This window comes from Streptomyces sp. NBC_00158, assembly GCF_045160885.1.
Taxonomy (GTDB): Bacteria; Actinomycetota; Actinomycetes; order Streptomycetales; family Streptomycetaceae; genus Streptomyces.
In genome coordinates, this window is sequence record NZ_CP108161.1 from 2,351,917 (window position 1) to 2,369,888 (window position 17,972).

Consider the following 17,972-nt stretch of genomic DNA (forward strand, 5'->3'; position numbering starts at 1 on the left):
CTAGCCGGAGCCGCCGACACTCCCGTCCGGCGTCTCACTCGACGGTCTGGCGGCCCTCGGGGAGGGCGCTGCACGCGCTGCGGAAGGTGCAGCGGGCGCAGTGTTCGCCGGTGGCGGGGGCGAAGCGTTCGTCGAGGACCCGGCCGGCGGCGGTGGCCAGCAGGTCGCCGACCCATTCGCCCCCGCCCTCGCCGGAGCCGGTGCCGGAACCGGTGCCGGTGACGGGCCCGGACAGTGCTTCCTGCGCCTGGATCTTCGGGACCTCGTCGCCGCCGTCGCGCTTGGCGGCGCCCTGGCGCAGCTGGACGAGCTCGGCGCCGCCGGGTTCGGGGCGGCGTCCGTCGAAGACCTCGTCGACGGCGCCCTCGCGGACGGCGAGCTGGTAGACGGCGAGCTGCGGGTGGCGGGCCACCTGGTCGCGGGTCGGGGCGTTCTTGCCGGTCTTGAAGTCGACGACGTACGCGCGGCCCTGCGGGTCGGCCTCGACGCGGTCCATGGAGCCGCGGATCCGTACGGCGTACTCGCCGGCGTCGAGGGTGACGTCGAAGTCGTGCTCGGTGGCGACGGCGGAGCGGCCGCCGCGGTCGGTGGTGTGCCAGCGCAGGAAGCGTTCCAGGGCGGCGCGGGCGTTGTCCTTCTCCTGGCGGGACTTCCAGGGGGCGTCGAAGGCGAGGGCGTCCCAGACGGAGTCGAGGCGTTCCATGAGGACGGCCAGGTCGGCGGGGGTGCGGCCGGAGGCGACCTCGTCGGCGAGGACGTGGACGACGTTGCCGAAGCCCTGGGCGGCGGTGGAGGGGGCGTCGGCCTTGACCTCGCGGCCGAGGAACCACTGGAGGGAGCAGGTGTTGGCGAGCTGGTCCAGGGCGCTGCCGGAGAGGGTGACGGGCCGGTCGCGGTCGCGCAGGGGCACGGCGGAGGCGGTGGGCTCGTACAGGCCCCACCAGCGCTGCGGGTGCGCGGCGGGGACGAGCGGGCGGTCCTCGTCGTCGGTGAGCGCGGCGAGCCGGGCGAGGCGGCGGGCGGCGGCGTCGCGCAGGGCGGGCGAGGCGTCGGGGTCGACGGTGGTGGCGCGGAGCTCGGCGACGAGCGCGGGGACGGCGAGGGGGCGGCGGGGGCGGCCGGTGACGTCCTTGGGGGTGACGCCGAGTTCGGTGAGGAAGCGGGAGGGCTGGTCGCCGTCCTCGGCGGGGGCCTTGACGGCGGTGACGACGAGGCGGTGGCGGGCGCGGGTGGCGGCGACGTAGAACAGCCGGCGCTCCTCGGCGAGGAGCGCGCCGGGGGTGAGGGGTTCGGCGAGGCCGTCGCGGCCGATGCGGTCGGCTTCGAGGAGGGAGCCGCGGCGGCGCAGGTCGGGCCAGAGCCCTTCCTGGACCCCGGCGACGACGACGAGGCCCCACTCCAGGCCCTTGGAGCGGTGGGCGGTCATGAGGCGTACGGCGTCGGTGCGGACGGCCTTGCCGGTGAGGGTGTCGGCGGCGATGTCCTCGGCGTCGAGCTGTTCGAGGAAGTTGAGCGCGCCGCGGCCGCCGGTGCGTTCCTCGGCGCGGGCGGCGTTGTCGAAGAGGGCGCAGACGGCGTCGAGGTCCCGGTCGGCGTTGCGGCCGCCGGTGCCGCCGCGGCGGGCCTGGCGTTCGAGGCGCTGCGGCCAGGGGGTGCCGTCCCAGAGGGTCCAGAGCGCCTCCTCGGCGGTGCCGCCGCCCTGGAGCAGCTCGCGGGTCTTGCGCAGCAGCAGGCCGAGGCGCTGGGCGCCGCGGGCGTAGGCGGGGTCGTGGGCGGTGAGCCGCTCGGGCTCGGCGAGGGCGCGGGCCAGCAGCACGTCGGAGGGTGCGGGTACGGCGACGCCGGCGGCCCGCTCCTCGTCCCGCAGCGCCCGCCCGAGCCGGCGCAGGTCGGCGGCGTCCATACCGCCGAGCGGCGAGGTCAGCAGGACCACGGCCCCTTCGACCCCGACCCACCCTTCGCCTCCGGCGGTCGCGGGGGTCTCGGGGGTCTCGGGGTCGCCCCCGGGGGCGTCGGCCCCAGCCTCGGTGCCGGAGCCGGTGCCGGTGCCGGTGCCGGTGCCTCCGGCGGTGGCGCGGGCCTCGGGGGCGCCCCCGGGCACGACGGCTCCGTCCTCGGCAGGACCGGCACCGGAGACGGCCTCCGGGACGGTGTCTCCGGCCTCTGCCGACGCCTCGGCGCCGGGGCCCGGGGGAACGTCCCGCCCACCCGCCCCGAATCCGCGAGCGAGCTCGCCCACCCCGGCGCCCGCGGCGCCCGGAACGGCTGGGCCGGGCCCGGCCGGGTCGGGCACGACGGCGGCGCCCGGCGCCACGGCCTCGCCGGGCAGCGGTTCCGCGCCCGGGCCCGGACCGGCGGCGTCGGCGGCGTCCGGCAGGGCGGGCGCGTCCGGCAGGGCGGGCTCGGGCGGCAGGGCGGGCTCGGGCGGCAGGGCGGGCGCGTCCGGGGCCGCGTGAGGCAGGGCGGCACCGGCGGCGCCGGGTCCGTCGGAGCCCGCCGCCTCGGCGGCGTCCGGCAGGGCGGCGGCCGACGCCGCCGGGCCGGGCACGCCCGGGTCGGCGGGGGCAGCGGCTCCGGCCGACGGGGCTGCGTCTTCCCGGTCCCCGCCCGGCAGGGCAGCGGCGGCGGTGAGGCGGAGGGCCGTCAGGAGGGGGGAGACGGCGGGTTCGTGGCGGAGGGGGGTGGAGGCGGCGTCCGTTTCCGCCGGGACTCCCGCCGCGATCAGGGCGCGGCGCATCGCCGGGAGGGTGCGGCCGCCCGCGCGGACCAGGACGGCCATGTCGCGCCAGGGGACGCCGTCCTCCAGGTGGGCGCGGCGCAGGACGTCGGCGATGTTGTCCACCTCGGCGCCGGCCGTCGGGTACGTGTACACCTCCACGCTGCCGCCCTCCCGGGCCGGCGCCAGGTCCCGGTGGGCGCGGACCGCGGCCGCGGGCAGCCGCGGCACCGGCATGCGGGCGGTGAGGAGGCGGGTCGCGGCCAGCAGGTTCGCGCCCGAGCGGCGGCCCGTCGTGAGGGCGCGGACGGCCGCGCCGGGGAAGGCCGACTCGAAGTCGAGGACGTTGTTGATGTCGGCGCCGCGGAAGGCGTAGATCGACTGGTCGGGGTCGCCGAAGGCGATCAGCGTCCCGGCCGGCCCGTTCAGCGCGCGCAGCAGCCGCAGCTGGGAGGCGTCGGTGTCCTGGTACTCGTCCACGAGGATCACGTCGTAGGAGGAGGACAGGGACGGGTTCTCCTCCGCCAGGAGGACCGCGCGGTGCAGGAGCTCCGCGTAGTCCAGGGAGCCCTGGAGGTCGAGGACGTCGAGGTACTCGGAGAGGAAGGCCGCGGCCGCCTTCCAGTCGGGGCGGCCGATGCGGTCGGCGAAGCCGGCGAGGGCCCCGGGGCCCAGGCCCAGCTCGCGGGCGCGGGCCAGTACGGCGCGGACCTCGTCGGCGAACCCGCGCGTGGTCAGCGCGGCCCGCAGGTCGTCGGGCCAGCGGATGGACCGCAGCCGCCGCTGGCCCTCCAGCAGGGTGCGGACCATCACGTCCTGCTCCGGGCCGGACAGCAGCCGCAGCGGGTCCGCGAAGAGCTCGTGGTCCTGGTGGGCGCGGACCAGGCCGTAGCAGAAGGAGTGGAAGGTGGTGGCCTGCGGGGCGCGGGCGCCGCCGAGCCGCAGCGCGGCGCGGTCGCGGAGCTCCACGGCCGCCTTCCGGCCGAAGGTGAGGATCAGGATCCGGGCGGGGTCGGTGCCGGCCTCGACCCGGGCGGCCGCGGTTTCGACGAGGGTGGTGGTCTTGCCGGTGCCGGGGCCGGCGAGGACCAGCAGGGGTCCGCGGGTGTGATCAACCACCGCCCGCTGCGCTGCGTCCAGAACAGGGGGAGCCACCTGGACCGGCCCGGTGCGCACCAGGCGGTACGCGTCAGGCGTGCGCGTACGCCGCTCCGAGCGGCCGGGGGGAGAGGTGATCACGTGGGGTGCCGGTCCTGGTGGGTCTGCGGTTGCTGCGGTCTGGCCGGCGGCCGCGGCGGTCGGGTGGACCGCGGCCGCGTACGCCGAAGAGGCAACGCTACGCCAACCGCGCGGGCCGCCGCAGTCCGTCCCGCGGGGTGCGGAAGTCGCCCGGGAGCGGTCCGGAGCCGTCCTCCGTACGGGCCTTCGACCCGCCGCCCGCGTCTCGGATGCCGGAAGCTGTCAGATGTGAGCCTCGTCGCCCCCGGCCCCCTCGTCGCGCCCGTCCCAGCGCGCCCTGCGCATCGCCAGCCGGGGTTCGCCGGAGGGCGTCTCGCGCAGCGGGGTGCCCTCGGTGCGGTAGTGCTCCAGGGCCCGCCGCTCGCTGCCGGGCAGGGGTACGCCGTCCGCCCGCACCACGCGCCACCAGGGCACGGCTCCTCCGTACAGGGCCATGACACGCCCGACTTGGCGCGGGCCGCCCTCTCCGAGCCACTCGGCGACGTCCCCGTACGTCATCACCCGGCCGGGCGGAATCCGCTCGGCCACCTCCAGTACCCGCTCCGCGTAGGCGGGCAGCTCTTCGCTCATTCGGCACATGGTGCCGGATGCTCCGGCCGGTCCGGTGGAAGCTTTCCTTCCGTACCGGCGCGCACCCTGCTGCCCCGCGCGGCCGCCCGTCCGTGCCACCATCTTCCGGGCGGTGACTGGTGATACGTGATCAAGAAGAGACGGATGTGACGGCGAAGGAGCGGGTTGTGAGCCCTCCGGACGGCGCGGCGAGGGGCGATGACGCGCGCCCGGACGAGGCGCACCCCGACGACCCGCCCGGCCACACGCCGACGGCGGCCGACCGCGTGGAGGTCGACGAGCCGCTGCTCGCCGCCCGCGTGCACCGGCCCTCCGACCTGGTGCGCCTGCTCGCCGGGATCCTCGGCATCGCCGTCGTGCTCGGCATCGCCGCGTTCGCCCACGGCACCACCGCGGGCCTGGAGCAGGACATCACGCAGGGCACCGGCCAGGCGCCGGCCCTGCTGATCAAGGTCGCGGGGCTGGTGTCCAGCATCGCCGTGCTCCTCGTGCCGGTGGCCTTCGCCATCGAGCGGCTGATCAAGCGCGACGGGCTGCGGATCGCCGACGGCGTCCTCGCGGCCGTCCTCGCGCACGGCGTGACCCTGGCCACCGACCTGTGGGTGTCCCAGGCCGCCCCCGAGACCATCCAGGACGCGCTGACCCGGGCCACGGCCACGGCCGGCTCCACGGACCCGGTGCACGGGTACCTCGCGCCCGTGATCGCGTACATGACCGCCGTCGGGATGACCCGGCGGCCCCGCTGGCGGGTCGCGCTGTGGGTGGTGCTGTTGTTGGACGCCTTCGCCATGCTGGTCAGCGGCTACACGACGCCGTTCTCGATCATCCTGACGGTGCTGATCGGCTGGAGCGTGGCGTACGGGACCCTGTACGCCGTCGGCTCGCCGAACGTCCGGCCCACCGGGCAGAACCTCCTCGCCGGCCTGCGCCGCGTCGGCTTCCAGCCGGTCAGCGCGATGCGCGCGGAGGCCGCGGACGGGGACAGCACGGAGACCGGCGACCGGGGCCGGCGGTACCACGTCACGCTGGAGGACGGGCCGCCGCTGGACGTCACCGTCGTGGACCGCGAACAGCAGGCGCAGGGCTTCTTCTACCGGGTCTGGCGGCGGATGACCCTGCGCGGGATCACCACCCGGCGCAGCATCCAGTCGCTGCGCCAGGCCCTCGAACAGGAGGCCCTGCTCGCGTACGCGGCGATCGCGGCCGGGGCGAACGCGCCGAAGCTGATCGCCACCTCCGAGCTGGGCCCGGACGCCGTGATGCTCGTCTACGAGCACCTGGGCGGCCGGAACCTGGACGCGCTCGCCGACGAGGAGATCACCGACGAGCTGACCCGCAACGCGTGGGAGCAGGTGCGCGCCCTGCAGTCGCGCCGGATCGCGCACCGCCGGCTCACGGGGGACGCGCTGGTGGTGGATCGTTCCGGCAAGGTGATCCTCACGGACCTGCGGGGCGGTGAGATCGCGGCCGGCGACCTGGTGCTGCGGATGGACGTCGCGCAGCTGCTGACCACGCTCGGCCTGCGGGTCGGCGCGGAGCGGTCGGTGGCCTCGGCGGTGTCGGTGCTCGGCCCGGACACGGTGGCGGACTGCCTGCCGCTGCTCCAGCCGATCGCGCTGAGCCGCTCCACCCGGGCGACGCTGCGCAGGCTGGCCCGGGAGCGGGCCGACCGGCAGCGGGAGGCCGTACTGGAGTCCTCGCGGGCGGCGAAGGCGGCGCGCGAGGCGGGCTCCGGGGACGCGGCGGCCTCGGCCGCCACGGCTGCGGCCGACCGCAAGGCCGAGAAGAAGGCCCTGGACGACGCCCTCGAAGGGGCGCGGGAAGAGGACCTGCTGAGCCAGATCCGCCAGCAGGTGCTGCTGATCCGCCCGCAGGCGCCGGTGGAGCCGGCCCGGCTGGAACGGATCCGGCCGCGCACGCTGGTGTCGTTCATCGCGGGCGCCTTCGGTGCGTACTTCCTGCTCACGCAGCTGGCCCACGTGGACTTCGCGACGGTCATCTCCGACGCGCAGTGGGGCTGGGTCGGGGCGGCGCTGGCCTTCTCGGTGCTGACGTACTTCGCGGCGGCGATGAGCCTGCTGGGCTTCGTCCCGGAACGGGTCCCCTTCCTGCGGACGGTCGTCGCGCAGGTGGCGGGGTCGTTCGTGAAGCTGGTCGCCCCGGCGGCGGTGGGCGGCGTCGCGCTGAACACCCGGTTCCTGCAGCGGGCGGGGGTCCGGCCGGGCCTGGCCGTGGCGAGCGTCGGCGCGTCGCAGCTGTTCGGCCTGGCCAGTCACATCCTGCTGCTGCTGGCCTTCGGCTACCTGACGGGTACCGAGAAGACCCCGGAGATGGCCCCGTCGAGGACGGTGATCGCGGGTCTGCTGACGGTGGCGGTGCTGGTGCTGGTCGTCACGGCGGTGCCGTTCCTGCGGAAGTTCGTGGTGACGCGGGTGCGGGCGCTGTTCGCGGGCGTGGTGCCGCGCATGCTGGACGTGCTCCAGCGGCCGCAGAAGCTGGTGACGGGCATCGGCGGCATGCTGCTGCTGACCGGCTGCTTCGTGATGTGCCTGGACGCCTCGATCCGCGCCTTCGGGGGCGGCGAGGCCATCAGCTACGCGAGCATCGCGGTGGTGTTCCTGGCGGGCAACGCGCTGGGCTCGGCGGCGCCGACGCCCGGCGGCATGGGCGCGGTGGAGACGACGCTGACGCTGGGTCTGATCGCGGCGGGGCTGGAGAAGGAGGTCGCGATCTCGGCGGTGCTGCTGTTCCGTCTGATGACCTTCTGGCTGCCGGTGCTGCCGGGGTGGGTGTCGTTCAACTTCCTGACCCGCAAGGAAGCCATCTAGCCCCTCCTTCTTGACGCGCCGCTCGCGCGGTGCGGCCCCTGGGGGCCTCCCCGGCTTCGCGCCGCTGCGCCGGACTCCGTCCGTCGGCCTGCGGGGCGGGGCCGGTTTGCGTCGCCGGTGCCTGTGGGTCGTGTGCGGGTGGGTGGGCCGCTGCGCGGGGCTGGGTCCCCTACCCGCCCTTCGCCCGTTCCCCGGGCTGCGCCCGGACCCCTTGCGGGTGCTCCGCCCCCGCACCCCCGCGCCTCAAACGCCGGCGGGGCTATGAATAGCCCCGCCGGCGTTTGAGGCGACGGGGTCAGGGGCGGAGCCCCTGGGAACGGTGGAAGGGCGGGTAGGGGACCTCGCCCCGCGCAGCGGCCACCCACCCGCAGACGACCCACCGGCAGCGGCCACGGGCACCGGCCCCGCCCCGGCTCCACCGGCAGCGGTGTCACGAGACCGCGAGGGTTACCAGCAGGGCGCCCGCGCAGGCGAGTTCCGCCGCGCCGACGGCGGCCGGGCGCAGGCCCCGTCCGGGGAGGGCGGCCGCTCGGGCCAGGTACGCCGTGAAGGGGAGGGCCAGCCAGGGGGAGAGCAGCGCGGCCAGCGCGAGGGCCGCGGCGTGGTAGGCCACCGAGCCCCGCCGGTACGCCCGGGAGCCCCGTTCGCGGATCATCGTCTTCACGTACGGCACCGTCCCCGCGAAGTACAGCAGGCAGGCCAGGGCCGCCGGCCACGCCCGGCCGGGGCCGAGGCCCCCGAGCCCGGCCGCGACCAGCGTCATCCCGCACGCCGGGACCACCGCCGCGAGGCCGTTGGCGAGGGCCCGTTCCCGGCCCCGCCACGCGTACCAGGTGTTGACCGCCAGGAACGGCGCCGCCGCCACCGCCGCGAGCAGCAGCCAGGGGTGCCGGACGGCCGGCGGCAGCGCGGCCGCCGCGCAGGCCCCGCCGAGGACCAGCGCCGGCCGGGTGTGCCGCCGCGCCGAGCGCAGCCCGCGGGCGTGCAGCCGCAGCCACTGCTGGCCGTGGAAGACCGCCGCGTACCCGAGCAGCCACGCGGCCAGCAGCAGTACGTGCTCCCAGCCGGGGCGCGGGGCCAGGAGGGTGCCCGCGAGGAACGGCACGACGAGCATCGCCCACGCCCCGTGCTGGTCCGGGATCCAATTCCTTTTCCGAGCCATGGAATCCATCCTTCCACGAATGAGAAGTGGAATTTTTCCGCGTGATTTGATTCCGCCGACTTCCGGACGGTCGGCCCGATGAAAAGCGGAAGTTGGTCACCCGCCCCCGGGACCTTTGCCGCCCTCCGGGCCCGCCCCACCGGCGTAGCGTCGACGAGTGGTCCGGTTTTCCACGGCCGCCCCGCCCACTCCGTTTCCGGTCGCCTGGAGGGTCACCTTGAACGCGCGTGATTCCGTCGATTCAGCCGTCGAGTCAGCAGTCGAGTCCGCCGTCGATTCGCTCGTCCGGGCGGGCGGTTTCTTCACCCGCGCCGAGGTCTCCGACGACCTGCGCACGGTGCACCGGACCGGCGGCCGGGCCGCCGAGGCCTTCTACCGGGACCGGTGGAGCCACGACAAGGTGGTCCACTCCACGCACGGCGTGAACTGCACCGGTTCCTGCCGCTGGAAGGTGTTCGTCAAGGACGGGATCATCACCTGGGAGACCCAGGCCACCGACTACCCCTCCGTCGGCCCGGACCGCCCCGAGTACGAGCCCCGCGGCTGCCCGCGCGGCGCCTCGTTCTCCTGGTACTCCTACTCCCCCACCCGGGTGCGCTACCCGTACGTGCGCGGGGCGCTGCTGGAGATGTACCGCGAGGCGAAGGCACGGCTGGGCGATCCCGTGCTGGCCTGGGCGGACGTCCAGGGCGACCCGGAGCGGCGGCGCCGCTACCAGCGGGCCCGCGGCAAGGGCGGACTGGTCCGGGCGAGCTGGGACGAGGCGCTGGAGATCACCGCCGCCGCGCACGTGCACACCATCAAGGAGCACGGCCCGGACCGGGTGGCCGGCTTCTCGCCGATCCCCGCGATGTCGATGGCCTCGCACGCCGCGGGCGCCCGTTTCCACTCCCTCATCGGCGCGCCGATGCTGAGCTTCTACGACTGGTACGCGGACCTGCCGGTGGCCTCCCCGCAGGTGTTCGGCGACCAGACCGACGTGCCCGAGTCGGGGGACTGGTGGGACGCCGCCTACCTGATGATGTGGGGTTCGAACGTCCCCGTCACCCGTACGCCCGACGCGCACTGGATGGCCGAGGCCCGCTACCGCGGGCAGAAGGTCGTCACCGTTTCCCCGGATTTCGCGGACAACACGAAATTCGCCGACGAGTGGATGCACCCGCACCCCGGTACGGACGGCGCCCTGGCCCTCTCGATGGGGCACGTCATCCTGAAGGAATTCTTCGTGGAGAAGGAGACCCCTTTCTTCACGGATTACGTCCGCCAGTACACGGACCTGCCTTTCCTGGTCTCCCTGCGGGAAACGGAGCACGGCCTGGTCCCGGGAAAGTTCGTCACCGCCGCCGATCTCGGGCAGGACACCGAGAACGCCGAGTGGAAGACCGTCCTGGTCGACGACGTCACCGGCGAGCCCGTCGTCCCGAACGGCACCCTCGGACACCGCTGGGGCAAGAACGAGACCCCGGAGTGGAATCTGGAGCTCGGCGCGACCGTCCCCCGGCTGACCCTGCTGGAGGAGGGGGAGAGCGCCGAGATCGTCCTCCCCCGCTTCGAGGACGACGAGCGGGACGACGAGCGGGACGGCGGGCGGGGCGGCGGGCGGGGCGGCACCGTGCGCCGCGGGGTGCCCGTGCGCCGTATCGGCGGCAAGCTCGTGACCACCGTCTTCGACCTGATGCTCGCCCAGTACGGGGTGGCCCGCGCGGGCCTGCCCGGCGAGTGGCCCACCGGCTACGAGGACGCCTCCCAGCCCGGCACCCCCGGCTGGCAGGAGTCCCTGACCTCGGTGCCCGCCGCGCAGGCGGCCCGGGTGGCGCGGGAGTTCGCGCGGACGGCCGAGGCCTCGCAGGGGCGCTGCATGATCCTGATGGGGGCCGGCACCAACCACTGGTTCCACTCGGAGACCATCTACCGCTCGTTCCTCGCCCTGCTCACCCTCACCGGCTGCCAGGGCCGCAACGGCGGCGGCTGGGGCCACTACGTCGGCCAGGAGAAGTGCCGCCCGGTCACCGGCTGGGCCACCCTGGCCGCCGCCTCCGACTGGTCGCGCCCGCCGCGCCAGATGATCGGCGCCGCCTGGTTCTACCTGCACACCGGCCAGTGGCGCTACGACACCCTCCCGGCCGAGGCCCTGGCCTCCCCGCTCGCCGAGGGCGCCTTCGAGGGCATGAGCGGCGCGGACTGCCTGGCCGCGAGCGCCCGGATGGGCTGGATGCCCTCGTACCCGACCTTCGACCGCAACCCGCTGGAGCTCGGCGAGGGCGCCGACCCGGTGGCGGACGCGGTGCGCGCGCTGGAGGACGGCACGCTCGGCTTCGCCGGCGAGGACCCCGACGACCCGCGCAACTGGCCGCGCGTGCTGAACGTGTGGCGGGCCAACCTGCTCGGCTCCAGCTCCAAGGGCAACGAGTACTTCCTCAAGCACCTGCTCGGCACGCACTCCAACCTCCCCGACGACGGGCCGCGCTGCACGCCCCGGGACGTCGCGTACCGGGAGGAGGACGTGGAGGGGAAGCTCGACCTGCTGATGTCGATGGACTTCCGGATGACGTCAACGACGCTGCTGTCGGACGTGGTCCTGCCGGCCGCCACCTGGTACGAGAAGCACGACCTGTCCTCCACGGACATGCACCCCTTCCTGCACGCCTTCACCCCGGCCGTGGACCCGCCCTGGCAGGCCCGCTCCGACTACGACGCCTTCCGCGGCCTCGCCGAGCGCTTCGGCGAGCTCGCGGCCACCCACCTCGGCGTACGCCGGGACCTGGTGGCGACCGCCCTCCAGCACGACACCCCGGGCGGCGAGATGGCCCAGCCGGGCGGGGTCGCGCTGGACTGGTCGAAGGGCGAGTGCGAGCCCGTACCGGGCCGGACGATGTACGGCCTGTTGGTGGTCGAGCGGGACTACGGGGCGGTCGGCGAGAAGTTCACCGCGCTCGGCCCGCTGGTCGACCGGCTGGGCGTGACCACGAAGGCGATCACCTTCGACGTGGCCGAGGAGGTCGCCCACCTCGGCAAGAAGAACGGCCTGGTCCGGGGCGGGGCCGGCGACGGCCGCCCCCGGCTGGACACCGCGCAGCGGGCCTGCGAGGCGATCCTCGCCCTGTCCGGGACGAGCAACGGCCGGCTCGCCACCCAGGGCTTCGAGACCCTGGAGAAGAAGGTGGGCACGCACATGGCCCACCTGGCCGCCGAGGCGGAGGGCAAGCGGATCTCCTTCGCCGACACCCAGGCCCGCCCGGTCCCGGTGATCACCTCGCCGGAGTGGTCGGGTTCTGAGTCGGGCGGGCGCCGCTACACCGCCTTCACCGTCAACACCGAGCACCTCAAGCCCTGGCACACCCTCACCGGCCGCCAGCACTTCTTCATCGACCACGACTGGCTGCACGAGGTCGGGGAGTCGCTGCCCGTCTACAAGCCGCCGCTGAACATGCACACCCTGTACGGGGAGCCCGAACTCGGCACCGTCGACCAGAAGTCGGTGGCCGTCCGCTACCTGACCCCGCACAACAAGTGGGCGATCCACAGCCAGTACCAGGACAACCTCTACATGATGACCCTGGGCCGGGGCGGGCAGACGGTGTGGATGTCCCCGCAGGACGCCGCGGCGATCGGGGTCGCCGACAACGACTGGATCGAGGCGGTCAACCGCAACGGCGTGGTCACCGCCCGCGCGATCGTCTCCCACAAGATGCCGCCCGGCACCGTCTACATGAACCACGCGCAGGAGCGCACGGTCGGCGTGCCGAAGACCGAGAAGACGGGCCGCCGCGGCGGCATCCACAACTCGCTGACCCGGGTGATGCTCAAGCCCACCCACCTCATCGGCGGCTACGCCCAGCTGACCTGGGCCTTCAACTACCTGGGCCCGACCGGCAACCAGCGCGACGAGGTGACGGTCATCCGCCGCCGCGACCAGAAGGTGGAGTTCTAGATGAAGGTCATGGCGCAGGTCGCGATGGTCATGAACCTCGACAAGTGCATCGGCTGCCACACCTGTTCGGTCACCTGCAAGCAGGCGTGGACCAACCGGCAGGGCACCGAGTACGTCTGGTTCAACAACGTCGAGACCCTCCCCGGGCAGGGCTATCCGCGCCGCTGGGAGGACCAGGAGAAGTGGAAGGGCGGCTGGGAGCGCACCCGCTCCGGCCGGCTGCGGCTGCGCGCCGGCGGCCGCCTCGCCAAGCTCGGCAAGATCTTCGCCAACCCGGAGATGCCCGGGATCGACGACTACTACCAGCCCTGGAGCTACGAGTACAAGAACCTCACCGACGCCCCGGCGGGCGACGACCTCCCCACCGCCCGGCCCGTCTCCCAGCTCACCGGCGAGCCCCTGGACACCATCCAGTGGGGCCCCAACTGGGACGACAACCTCGGCGGCGCCCCCGCCCACGCGCCGAAGGACCCGGTCGTGGAGAAGATCCGCGAGGAGGTCGGGGAGAAGATCCGCTTCGAGTTCGAGCAGAGCTTCATGTTCTACCTCCCCCGGATCTGCGAGCACTGCCTCAACCCGGCCTGCGTCTCCTCCTGCCCGTCGGGCGCCATGTACAAGCGGGAGGAGGACGGCATCGTCCTCGTCGACCAGGACCGCTGCCGCGGCTGGCGCATGTGCGTGACCGGCTGCCCGTACAAGAAGGTGTACTTCAACCACCGCACCGGCAAGGCCGAGAAGTGCACCTTCTGCTTCCCGCGCGTCGAGGTCGGCATGCCCACCGTCTGCTCCGAGACCTGCGTGGGCCGGATGCGCTACCTCGGGGTCATGCTCTACGACGCCGACAAGGTCGCCGGGGCCGCCGCCGTCGAGGACGAGCACGACCTCTACCCGGCCCAGCTGGAGTGCTTCCTCGACCCGCACGACCCGGCCGTGGTCGCCGCCGCCCGCGCGGCCGGCCTGACCCGGGAGTGGATCGAGGCCGCGCAGCGCTCCCCCGTCTACGACCTGATCGCCACCTACCAGGTCGCCCTGCCCCTCCACCCGGAGTACCGGACCATGCCGATGGTCTGGTACGTGCCCCCGCTCTCCCCCGTCGTCGAGGCGGTCGCCGCCACCGGCAGCGACGGCGAGGACGCCGGGAACCTCTTCGGCGCCATCGACGCCCTGCGCATCCCCGTGGAGTACCTCGCCGAGGTCCTCACGGCCGGCGACACCCACGTCGTGGAGGCCGTGCTGCACCGGATGGCCGCGATGCGCGCCTACATGCGGAAGATCAACCTCGGTGAGGAGCGGGACGAGTCGATCGCCTCCGCCGTCGGCCTGACCGGCACCGAGATGGAGGACATGTTCCGCCTGCTGGCCATCGCCAAGCTGGAGGACCGCTTCGTCATCCCGACGGCGGCCCGCGCCGACGCCGACGCCCTCGCCGCCTCGCACCCGCTGGACGCGGAGTGCCCCGTCGGGGAGCGGGCCGGGAAGCCCCGCGTGACGCTCAACCTCGGCCCCACCAGGAGGAGCTCGTGACCCCCGACGCCCTCGTACGCCTCGTCGCTGGCTGCGTCCTGCAGTACCCCGGCGACCGCTTCCACGACGAACTCCCGCGGCTGCGCACGGCCCTCGCCGCGGCTCCCGCCGAACCGGCGGCGCTGCTCGGCTCGTTCCTCGACGAGGCCGAGGAGCTGACCCCGATCGGGCTGTGCGAGCGGTACACCTCCACCTTCGACACCCGCAACCGGCGCTGCCTCTACCTGACGTGGTGGACCGACGGGGACACGCGCCGGCGCGGACTGTCCCTCGTACGGCTGAAGCGGATCTACCGGGACTTCGGGCTGGAGTACGCGGGCGAGGAGCTGCCCGACTTCCTGCCCGCCGCCCTGGAGTTCGCCGCCCTGCGCGAGGAGGCCGGCACCCGGCTGCTCCAGGAGCACCGGGCCGGGCTGGAGCTGCTGCGGCTCGCGCTCACCGAGTCCGCCAGCCCGTACGCCCGCGTGCTGGAGGCGGTGTGCACGACGCTGCCCGGCCCCTCCCCCGCGACGAAGGCCGAGGCGAAGGCCCTCGCGCGCAGCGGGCCGCCGCAGGAGCTGGTGGGCGCCGGCTCCCCGCTCGAACCCTTCGGGCCTGGGGGTCCCCCCAGCGGTAGCTGGGGGAGCATCGACCGGCCCGTGGACCTCCCGTGGCCCACCTCCCCGGAAAGGAAGACGGCCTGATGGACCTCATCCTGTGGGGCGTGCTGCCGTACGTCTCGATCGCCCTGCTCGTGGCCGGCACGGTCTGGCGGGCCCGCTACGACGCCTTCGGCTGGACCACCCGCTCCTCCCAGCTGTACGAGTCGCGGCTGCTGCGGATCGGCTCCCCGCTCTTCCACTTCGGCATGCTCTTCGTGGTCCTCGGCCACGTGGTGGGCCTGCTGGTCCCGATGGAGTGGACCGACGCCGTCGGGCTGAGCGACCACGCCTACCACCTGCTGGCCGTCTCCACCGGCGCCGTCGCGGGCGTCGCGGCCGCCGCCGGCATCGGGATCCTCGTGTACCGGCGCCTGAAGGTGCCCGCCGTGCGCCGGGCCACGCTGCGCGGCGACCACCTGATGTACACGGTCCTGCTGGGTGCGATGCTGCTGGGCCTGACGGCCACCGTCCTCAATTCCACCGGGCAGACCGGGGACTACAACTACCGCGAGGGCATCTCGGTCTGGTTCCGCGGCCTGTTCGCCCTCTCCCCCGACTACCACCTGATGGCGGGCGCCCCGCTCGCCTTCAAGCTGCACGTCCTGTTCGGCTTCACCCTCTTCGCGCTGATCCCGTACTCGCGGCTGGTGCACATGTTCTCCGCACCGCTGAAGTACCTCTTCCGCCCGTTCGTGGTCTACCGCAAGCGGGACCCCGAGCTGACCTCCAACCGTCCGGACCGGCGCGGATGGGAGCGGGTGTCATGACCGCCCGCCCCGCGCGCGCGGTCGTCCGCACCCCCCGCCACGACGTCGCCGAGCGCCCCTTCCTCGTCATCTGGGAGGCCACCCGGGCCTGCGAACTGGCCTGCCTGCACTGCCGGGCCGAGGCGCGGACCGCCCGCGACCCCCGCGAGCTCGACGGGGCGGACGCCCGCCGGATGATGGACCAGACCGCCGCCTTCGGCAAGCCCGCACCACTCTTCGTGATCACCGGCGGCGACCCCTTCCAGCGCCCCGACCTCACCGACCTCATCGCGTACGGCACCTCGCTGGGCCTGCGCGTCGCCGTCTCCCCCTCCGGTACGCCCACCCTCACCCGGGAGAACCTCCTCGCGGTGCGCGACGCGGGCGCGGTGGCCCTCTCGCTCTCCCTGGACGGCTCCACACCCGAGCGGCACGACTCCTTCCGGGGCGTCCCCGGAGTCTGGGAGCGGACCCTGGAAGGCTGGCGGGCCGCCCGCGACATCGGCCTCAAGGTGCAGGTCAACACCACCGTCAGCCGCCGCAGCCTGGAGGACCTCGCCGATGTCGCGGCGCTGGTGCGCCGCGAGGGCGCGATGCTCTGGTCCGGCTTCCTCCTCGTCCCGGCCGGGCGCGGACAGCAGCTGGACTCCCTCACCGCCGGAGAGACCGAGGACGTACTGGACTTCCTCTACGACTGCGGGGCCGTCCTCGCCACCAAGACCACCGAGGGCCACCACTTCCGCCGGGTCGTGCTCCAGCGGACCGTCCTCGAAGCACGCGGCGAACGCCCCGCCCCGGGACCCCTGTACGAGCGGCTGCGCGCCCGCGCCGGCCGGCTGGGGCTCTTCGACGGGGAGCGGCGGGCGGTGCGCAGGCCCCCGCTCGACGTCTCCTCGGGCCGCGGCTTCGTGTTCGTCTCGCACACCGGCGAGGTGCACCCCAGCGGCTTCCTGCCGCTGTCGGCGGGCAGCGTGAAGGACCGGCCGCTCACGGAGATCTACCGCCGGGCGCCGCTGTTCACCTCGTTGCGCGACCCGTCGCTGCTGCGCGGCCGGTGCGGGGCCTGCGAGTTCAAGTCGGTGTGCGGGGGCTCGCGCTCGCGGGCGTACGGCGCCACCCGGGACGTGCTCGCCGAGGACCCGTACTGCGCGTACGAGCCCGGCAGCTTCCCGTACCAGGAGGAACTGCGGCACCTGATCCGGGGCGCCGCCGGAAGGAGCACCCAGTGCGTTCGCTGATCATCGTGGGCGGCGGCATCAGCGGTCTGGCCGCCGCCTGGGAACTGCGGGGCGCGGCCGACGTCACCGTCCTGGAGGCCGGCCCCCGCGTCGGCGGGAAGCTGCGTACGGGCACCGTCGGCGGCATCCGCGTCGACGAGGGCGCGGAGTCCCTGATGGCGCTGCGGCCGGAGGCCGTGGAGCTGGCCTCGGCCGTCGGGCTCGGCGACGCCCTGTGCGACCCGGCCCGGTCGGCCACCACCGTCTGGACCGGCGGCGCGCTGCGCCCGCTGCCGCCGGGCCACGTCATGGGCATCCCCGCCGACCCGGCGGCACTGGCCGGCACCGGGCTGCTGTCGGCGGCGGGCCTCGACCGGGTCGAGCGGGAGGAGACCGTGCCCGCCCGGGCCGTCACCGAGGACTGCTCGGTGACGGAGTACCTGGCCGCCCGCCTCGGCCCGGAGGCGGTGGACCGGCTGGTCGAACCGCTGCTCGGCGGGGTGTACGCGGGCCGCGCCGACCGGCTCTCGCTGCGCGCGGCGATGCCCCGGATCGCGGCCCTGGCGGAGCGGGGCGAGCCGCTGCTGCCGGCGCTGCGCCGGATGCGGGCGGCCGCCGCGGCCCGGGCGGCGGGCCCGGCGCCCGCGGCCGTCCGGGGCGTGAGCGGCGGCACGGGCCGCTTCCCGGAGGCGGTGGCCCGGGCCTCGGGGGCGCGGATCCTCACCGGGACGGCGGCCCGCTCGCTGGAGCGGCTGCCGGGCGACCGCTGGCGGATCTCGGCGGTGACCGCCGACGGGCCGCTGACCCTGGAGGCCGACGCCGTGGTCCTGGCGGTGCCCGCCTTCGCGGCGGCGGAGCTGCTGCGGCCGCACTCGCCGCTCGCGCGGGAGGAGCTCGCGGCGGTCCCGTACGCCTCGACGGCGGTCGTCACTCTGGTGTTCTCCCGCGGCCGGGCCCGGGCCCTGCCGGAGGGCAACGGCTTCCTGGTCCCGCCCTCGGACGGGCACACCCTGAAGGCGGCGTCGTTCCTGTCGAACAAGTGGGCCTGGCTGCGGGAGGCGGCGCCAGACGAGTTCGTGGTGCGCGCCTCCGTCGGCCGCTTCGGCGAGGAGGGCCTGCTGGACCGCCCCGACCGCCATCTGATCCGTACGGTCACCGCCGAACTCCGCCGGGCGGCCGGTGCGATGGGCGAACCGCACGCCGCCCGGGTGACCCGCTGGGACCGGGGCCTGCCCCAGTACGGCGTGGGTCACCTGGACCGGGTGGCCCGGATCCGCGAGGCCGCCGGGAAGCTCCCGGGCCTGGCCCTGTGCGGGGCGGCGTACGAGGGCGTGGGCGTGGCCGCCTGCGTCGCCACCGGCCGCACCGCCGCCCGGCAGGCCGTCGCGGCCTAGGAGG

Annotated in this window: 10 protein-coding genes; 7 read left to right on the top strand and 3 right to left on the bottom strand. The window is 74.7% G+C overall.

Annotation, left to right across the window (positions count from 1 at the left end; all coding sequences use genetic code 11):
* Positions 1-34 precede the first annotated feature (34 nt).
* Together OG553_RS10415 and OG553_RS10420 are read right to left on the bottom strand one after the other, a co-directional pair.
* Positions 35-3,952 (bottom strand): UvrD-helicase domain-containing protein, encoded by a 3,918-nt coding sequence (locus tag OG553_RS10415; RefSeq protein WP_405983010.1) that lies wholly within the window; start codon positions 3,950-3,952, stop codon positions 35-37.
* A gap of 225 nt (positions 3,953-4,177) precedes the next feature.
* Entirely contained in the window at positions 4,178-4,525 is a 348-nt protein-coding gene (locus tag OG553_RS10420) for an MGMT family protein (protein WP_405978699.1), read from the bottom strand.
* A 119-nt stretch (positions 4,526-4,644) separates the two neighbouring features.
* Here OG553_RS10420 and OG553_RS10425 point away from each other — a divergent pair, with 119 nt between their 5' ends.
* Positions 4,645-7,353 carry a YbhN family protein gene (locus OG553_RS10425; RefSeq protein WP_405978700.1) on the top strand — a complete coding sequence of 903 codons (2,709 nt, stop codon included), beginning with the start codon at positions 4,645-4,647 and terminating at the stop codon, positions 7,351-7,353.
* Positions 7,354-7,783: 430 nt separating this feature from the next.
* Here the strand turns inward: OG553_RS10425 and OG553_RS10430 are convergent, their stop codons facing one another.
* Positions 7,784-8,515 carry a YwiC-like family protein gene (locus OG553_RS10430; RefSeq protein WP_405978701.1) on the bottom strand — a complete coding sequence of 244 codons (732 nt, stop codon included), beginning with the start codon at positions 8,513-8,515 and terminating at the stop codon, positions 7,784-7,786.
* Between the two features lie 217 nt (positions 8,516-8,732).
* Here OG553_RS10430 and OG553_RS10435 point away from each other — a divergent pair, with 217 nt between their 5' ends.
* From OG553_RS10435 to hemG, 6 genes are read left to right on the top strand one after another with little or no spacing between them, the layout of a single operon-like run.
* Positions 8,733-12,446, top strand: coding sequence for a nitrate reductase subunit alpha (locus tag OG553_RS10435; RefSeq protein ID WP_405978702.1), 3,714 nt, complete (start codon positions 8,733-8,735; stop codon positions 12,444-12,446).
* Positions 12,447-13,970 carry a nitrate reductase subunit beta gene (gene narH, locus OG553_RS10440; RefSeq protein WP_405978703.1) on the top strand — a complete coding sequence of 508 codons (1,524 nt, stop codon included), beginning with the start codon at positions 12,447-12,449 and terminating at the stop codon, positions 13,968-13,970.
* Positions 13,967-14,653 (top strand): nitrate reductase molybdenum cofactor assembly chaperone, encoded by a 687-nt coding sequence (narJ, locus tag OG553_RS10445; RefSeq protein WP_405978704.1) that lies wholly within the window; start codon positions 13,967-13,969, stop codon positions 14,651-14,653. Before narH ends, narJ begins: the two co-directional genes overlap by 4 nt.
* On the top strand, positions 14,653-15,378 hold the full coding sequence (gene narI, locus OG553_RS10450) for a respiratory nitrate reductase subunit gamma (protein ID WP_405978705.1): 726 nt from the start codon (positions 14,653-14,655) through the stop codon (positions 15,376-15,378). The genes narJ and narI overlap by 1 nt, the downstream gene beginning before the upstream one ends.
* Complete coding sequence (locus tag OG553_RS10455) at positions 15,375-16,595, top strand: TIGR04053 family radical SAM/SPASM domain-containing protein (protein ID WP_405978706.1); 1,221 nt, start codon at positions 15,375-15,377, stop codon at positions 16,593-16,595. Before narI ends, OG553_RS10455 begins: the two co-directional genes overlap by 4 nt.
* A complete protein-coding gene (gene hemG, locus OG553_RS10460) occupies positions 16,583-17,968 on the top strand; it encodes a protoporphyrinogen oxidase (protein ID WP_405978707.1) in 1,386 nt (461 codons plus the stop codon). Before OG553_RS10455 ends, hemG begins: the two co-directional genes overlap by 13 nt.
* Positions 17,969-17,972: the final 4 nt, after the last annotated feature.

What these genes read in the sequence shown, in the direction of transcription:
- OG553_RS10420 (WP_405978699.1), bottom strand. Translation starts at nt 4,525, where the DNA reads ATGAGCGAAGAGCTGCCCGCCTACGCGGAGCGGGTACTGGAGGTGGCC.
- OG553_RS10430 (WP_405978701.1), bottom strand. Translation starts at nt 8,515, where the DNA reads ATGGCTCGGAAAAGGAATTGGATCCCGGACCAGCACGGGGCGTGGGCG.
- narH (WP_405978703.1), top strand. Translation starts at nt 12,447, where the DNA reads ATGAAGGTCATGGCGCAGGTCGCGATGGTCATGAACCTCGACAAGTGC.
- narI (WP_405978705.1), top strand. Translation starts at nt 14,653, where the DNA reads ATGGACCTCATCCTGTGGGGCGTGCTGCCGTACGTCTCGATCGCCCTG.
- OG553_RS10455 (WP_405978706.1), top strand. Translation starts at nt 15,375, where the DNA reads ATGACCGCCCGCCCCGCGCGCGCGGTCGTCCGCACCCCCCGCCACGAC.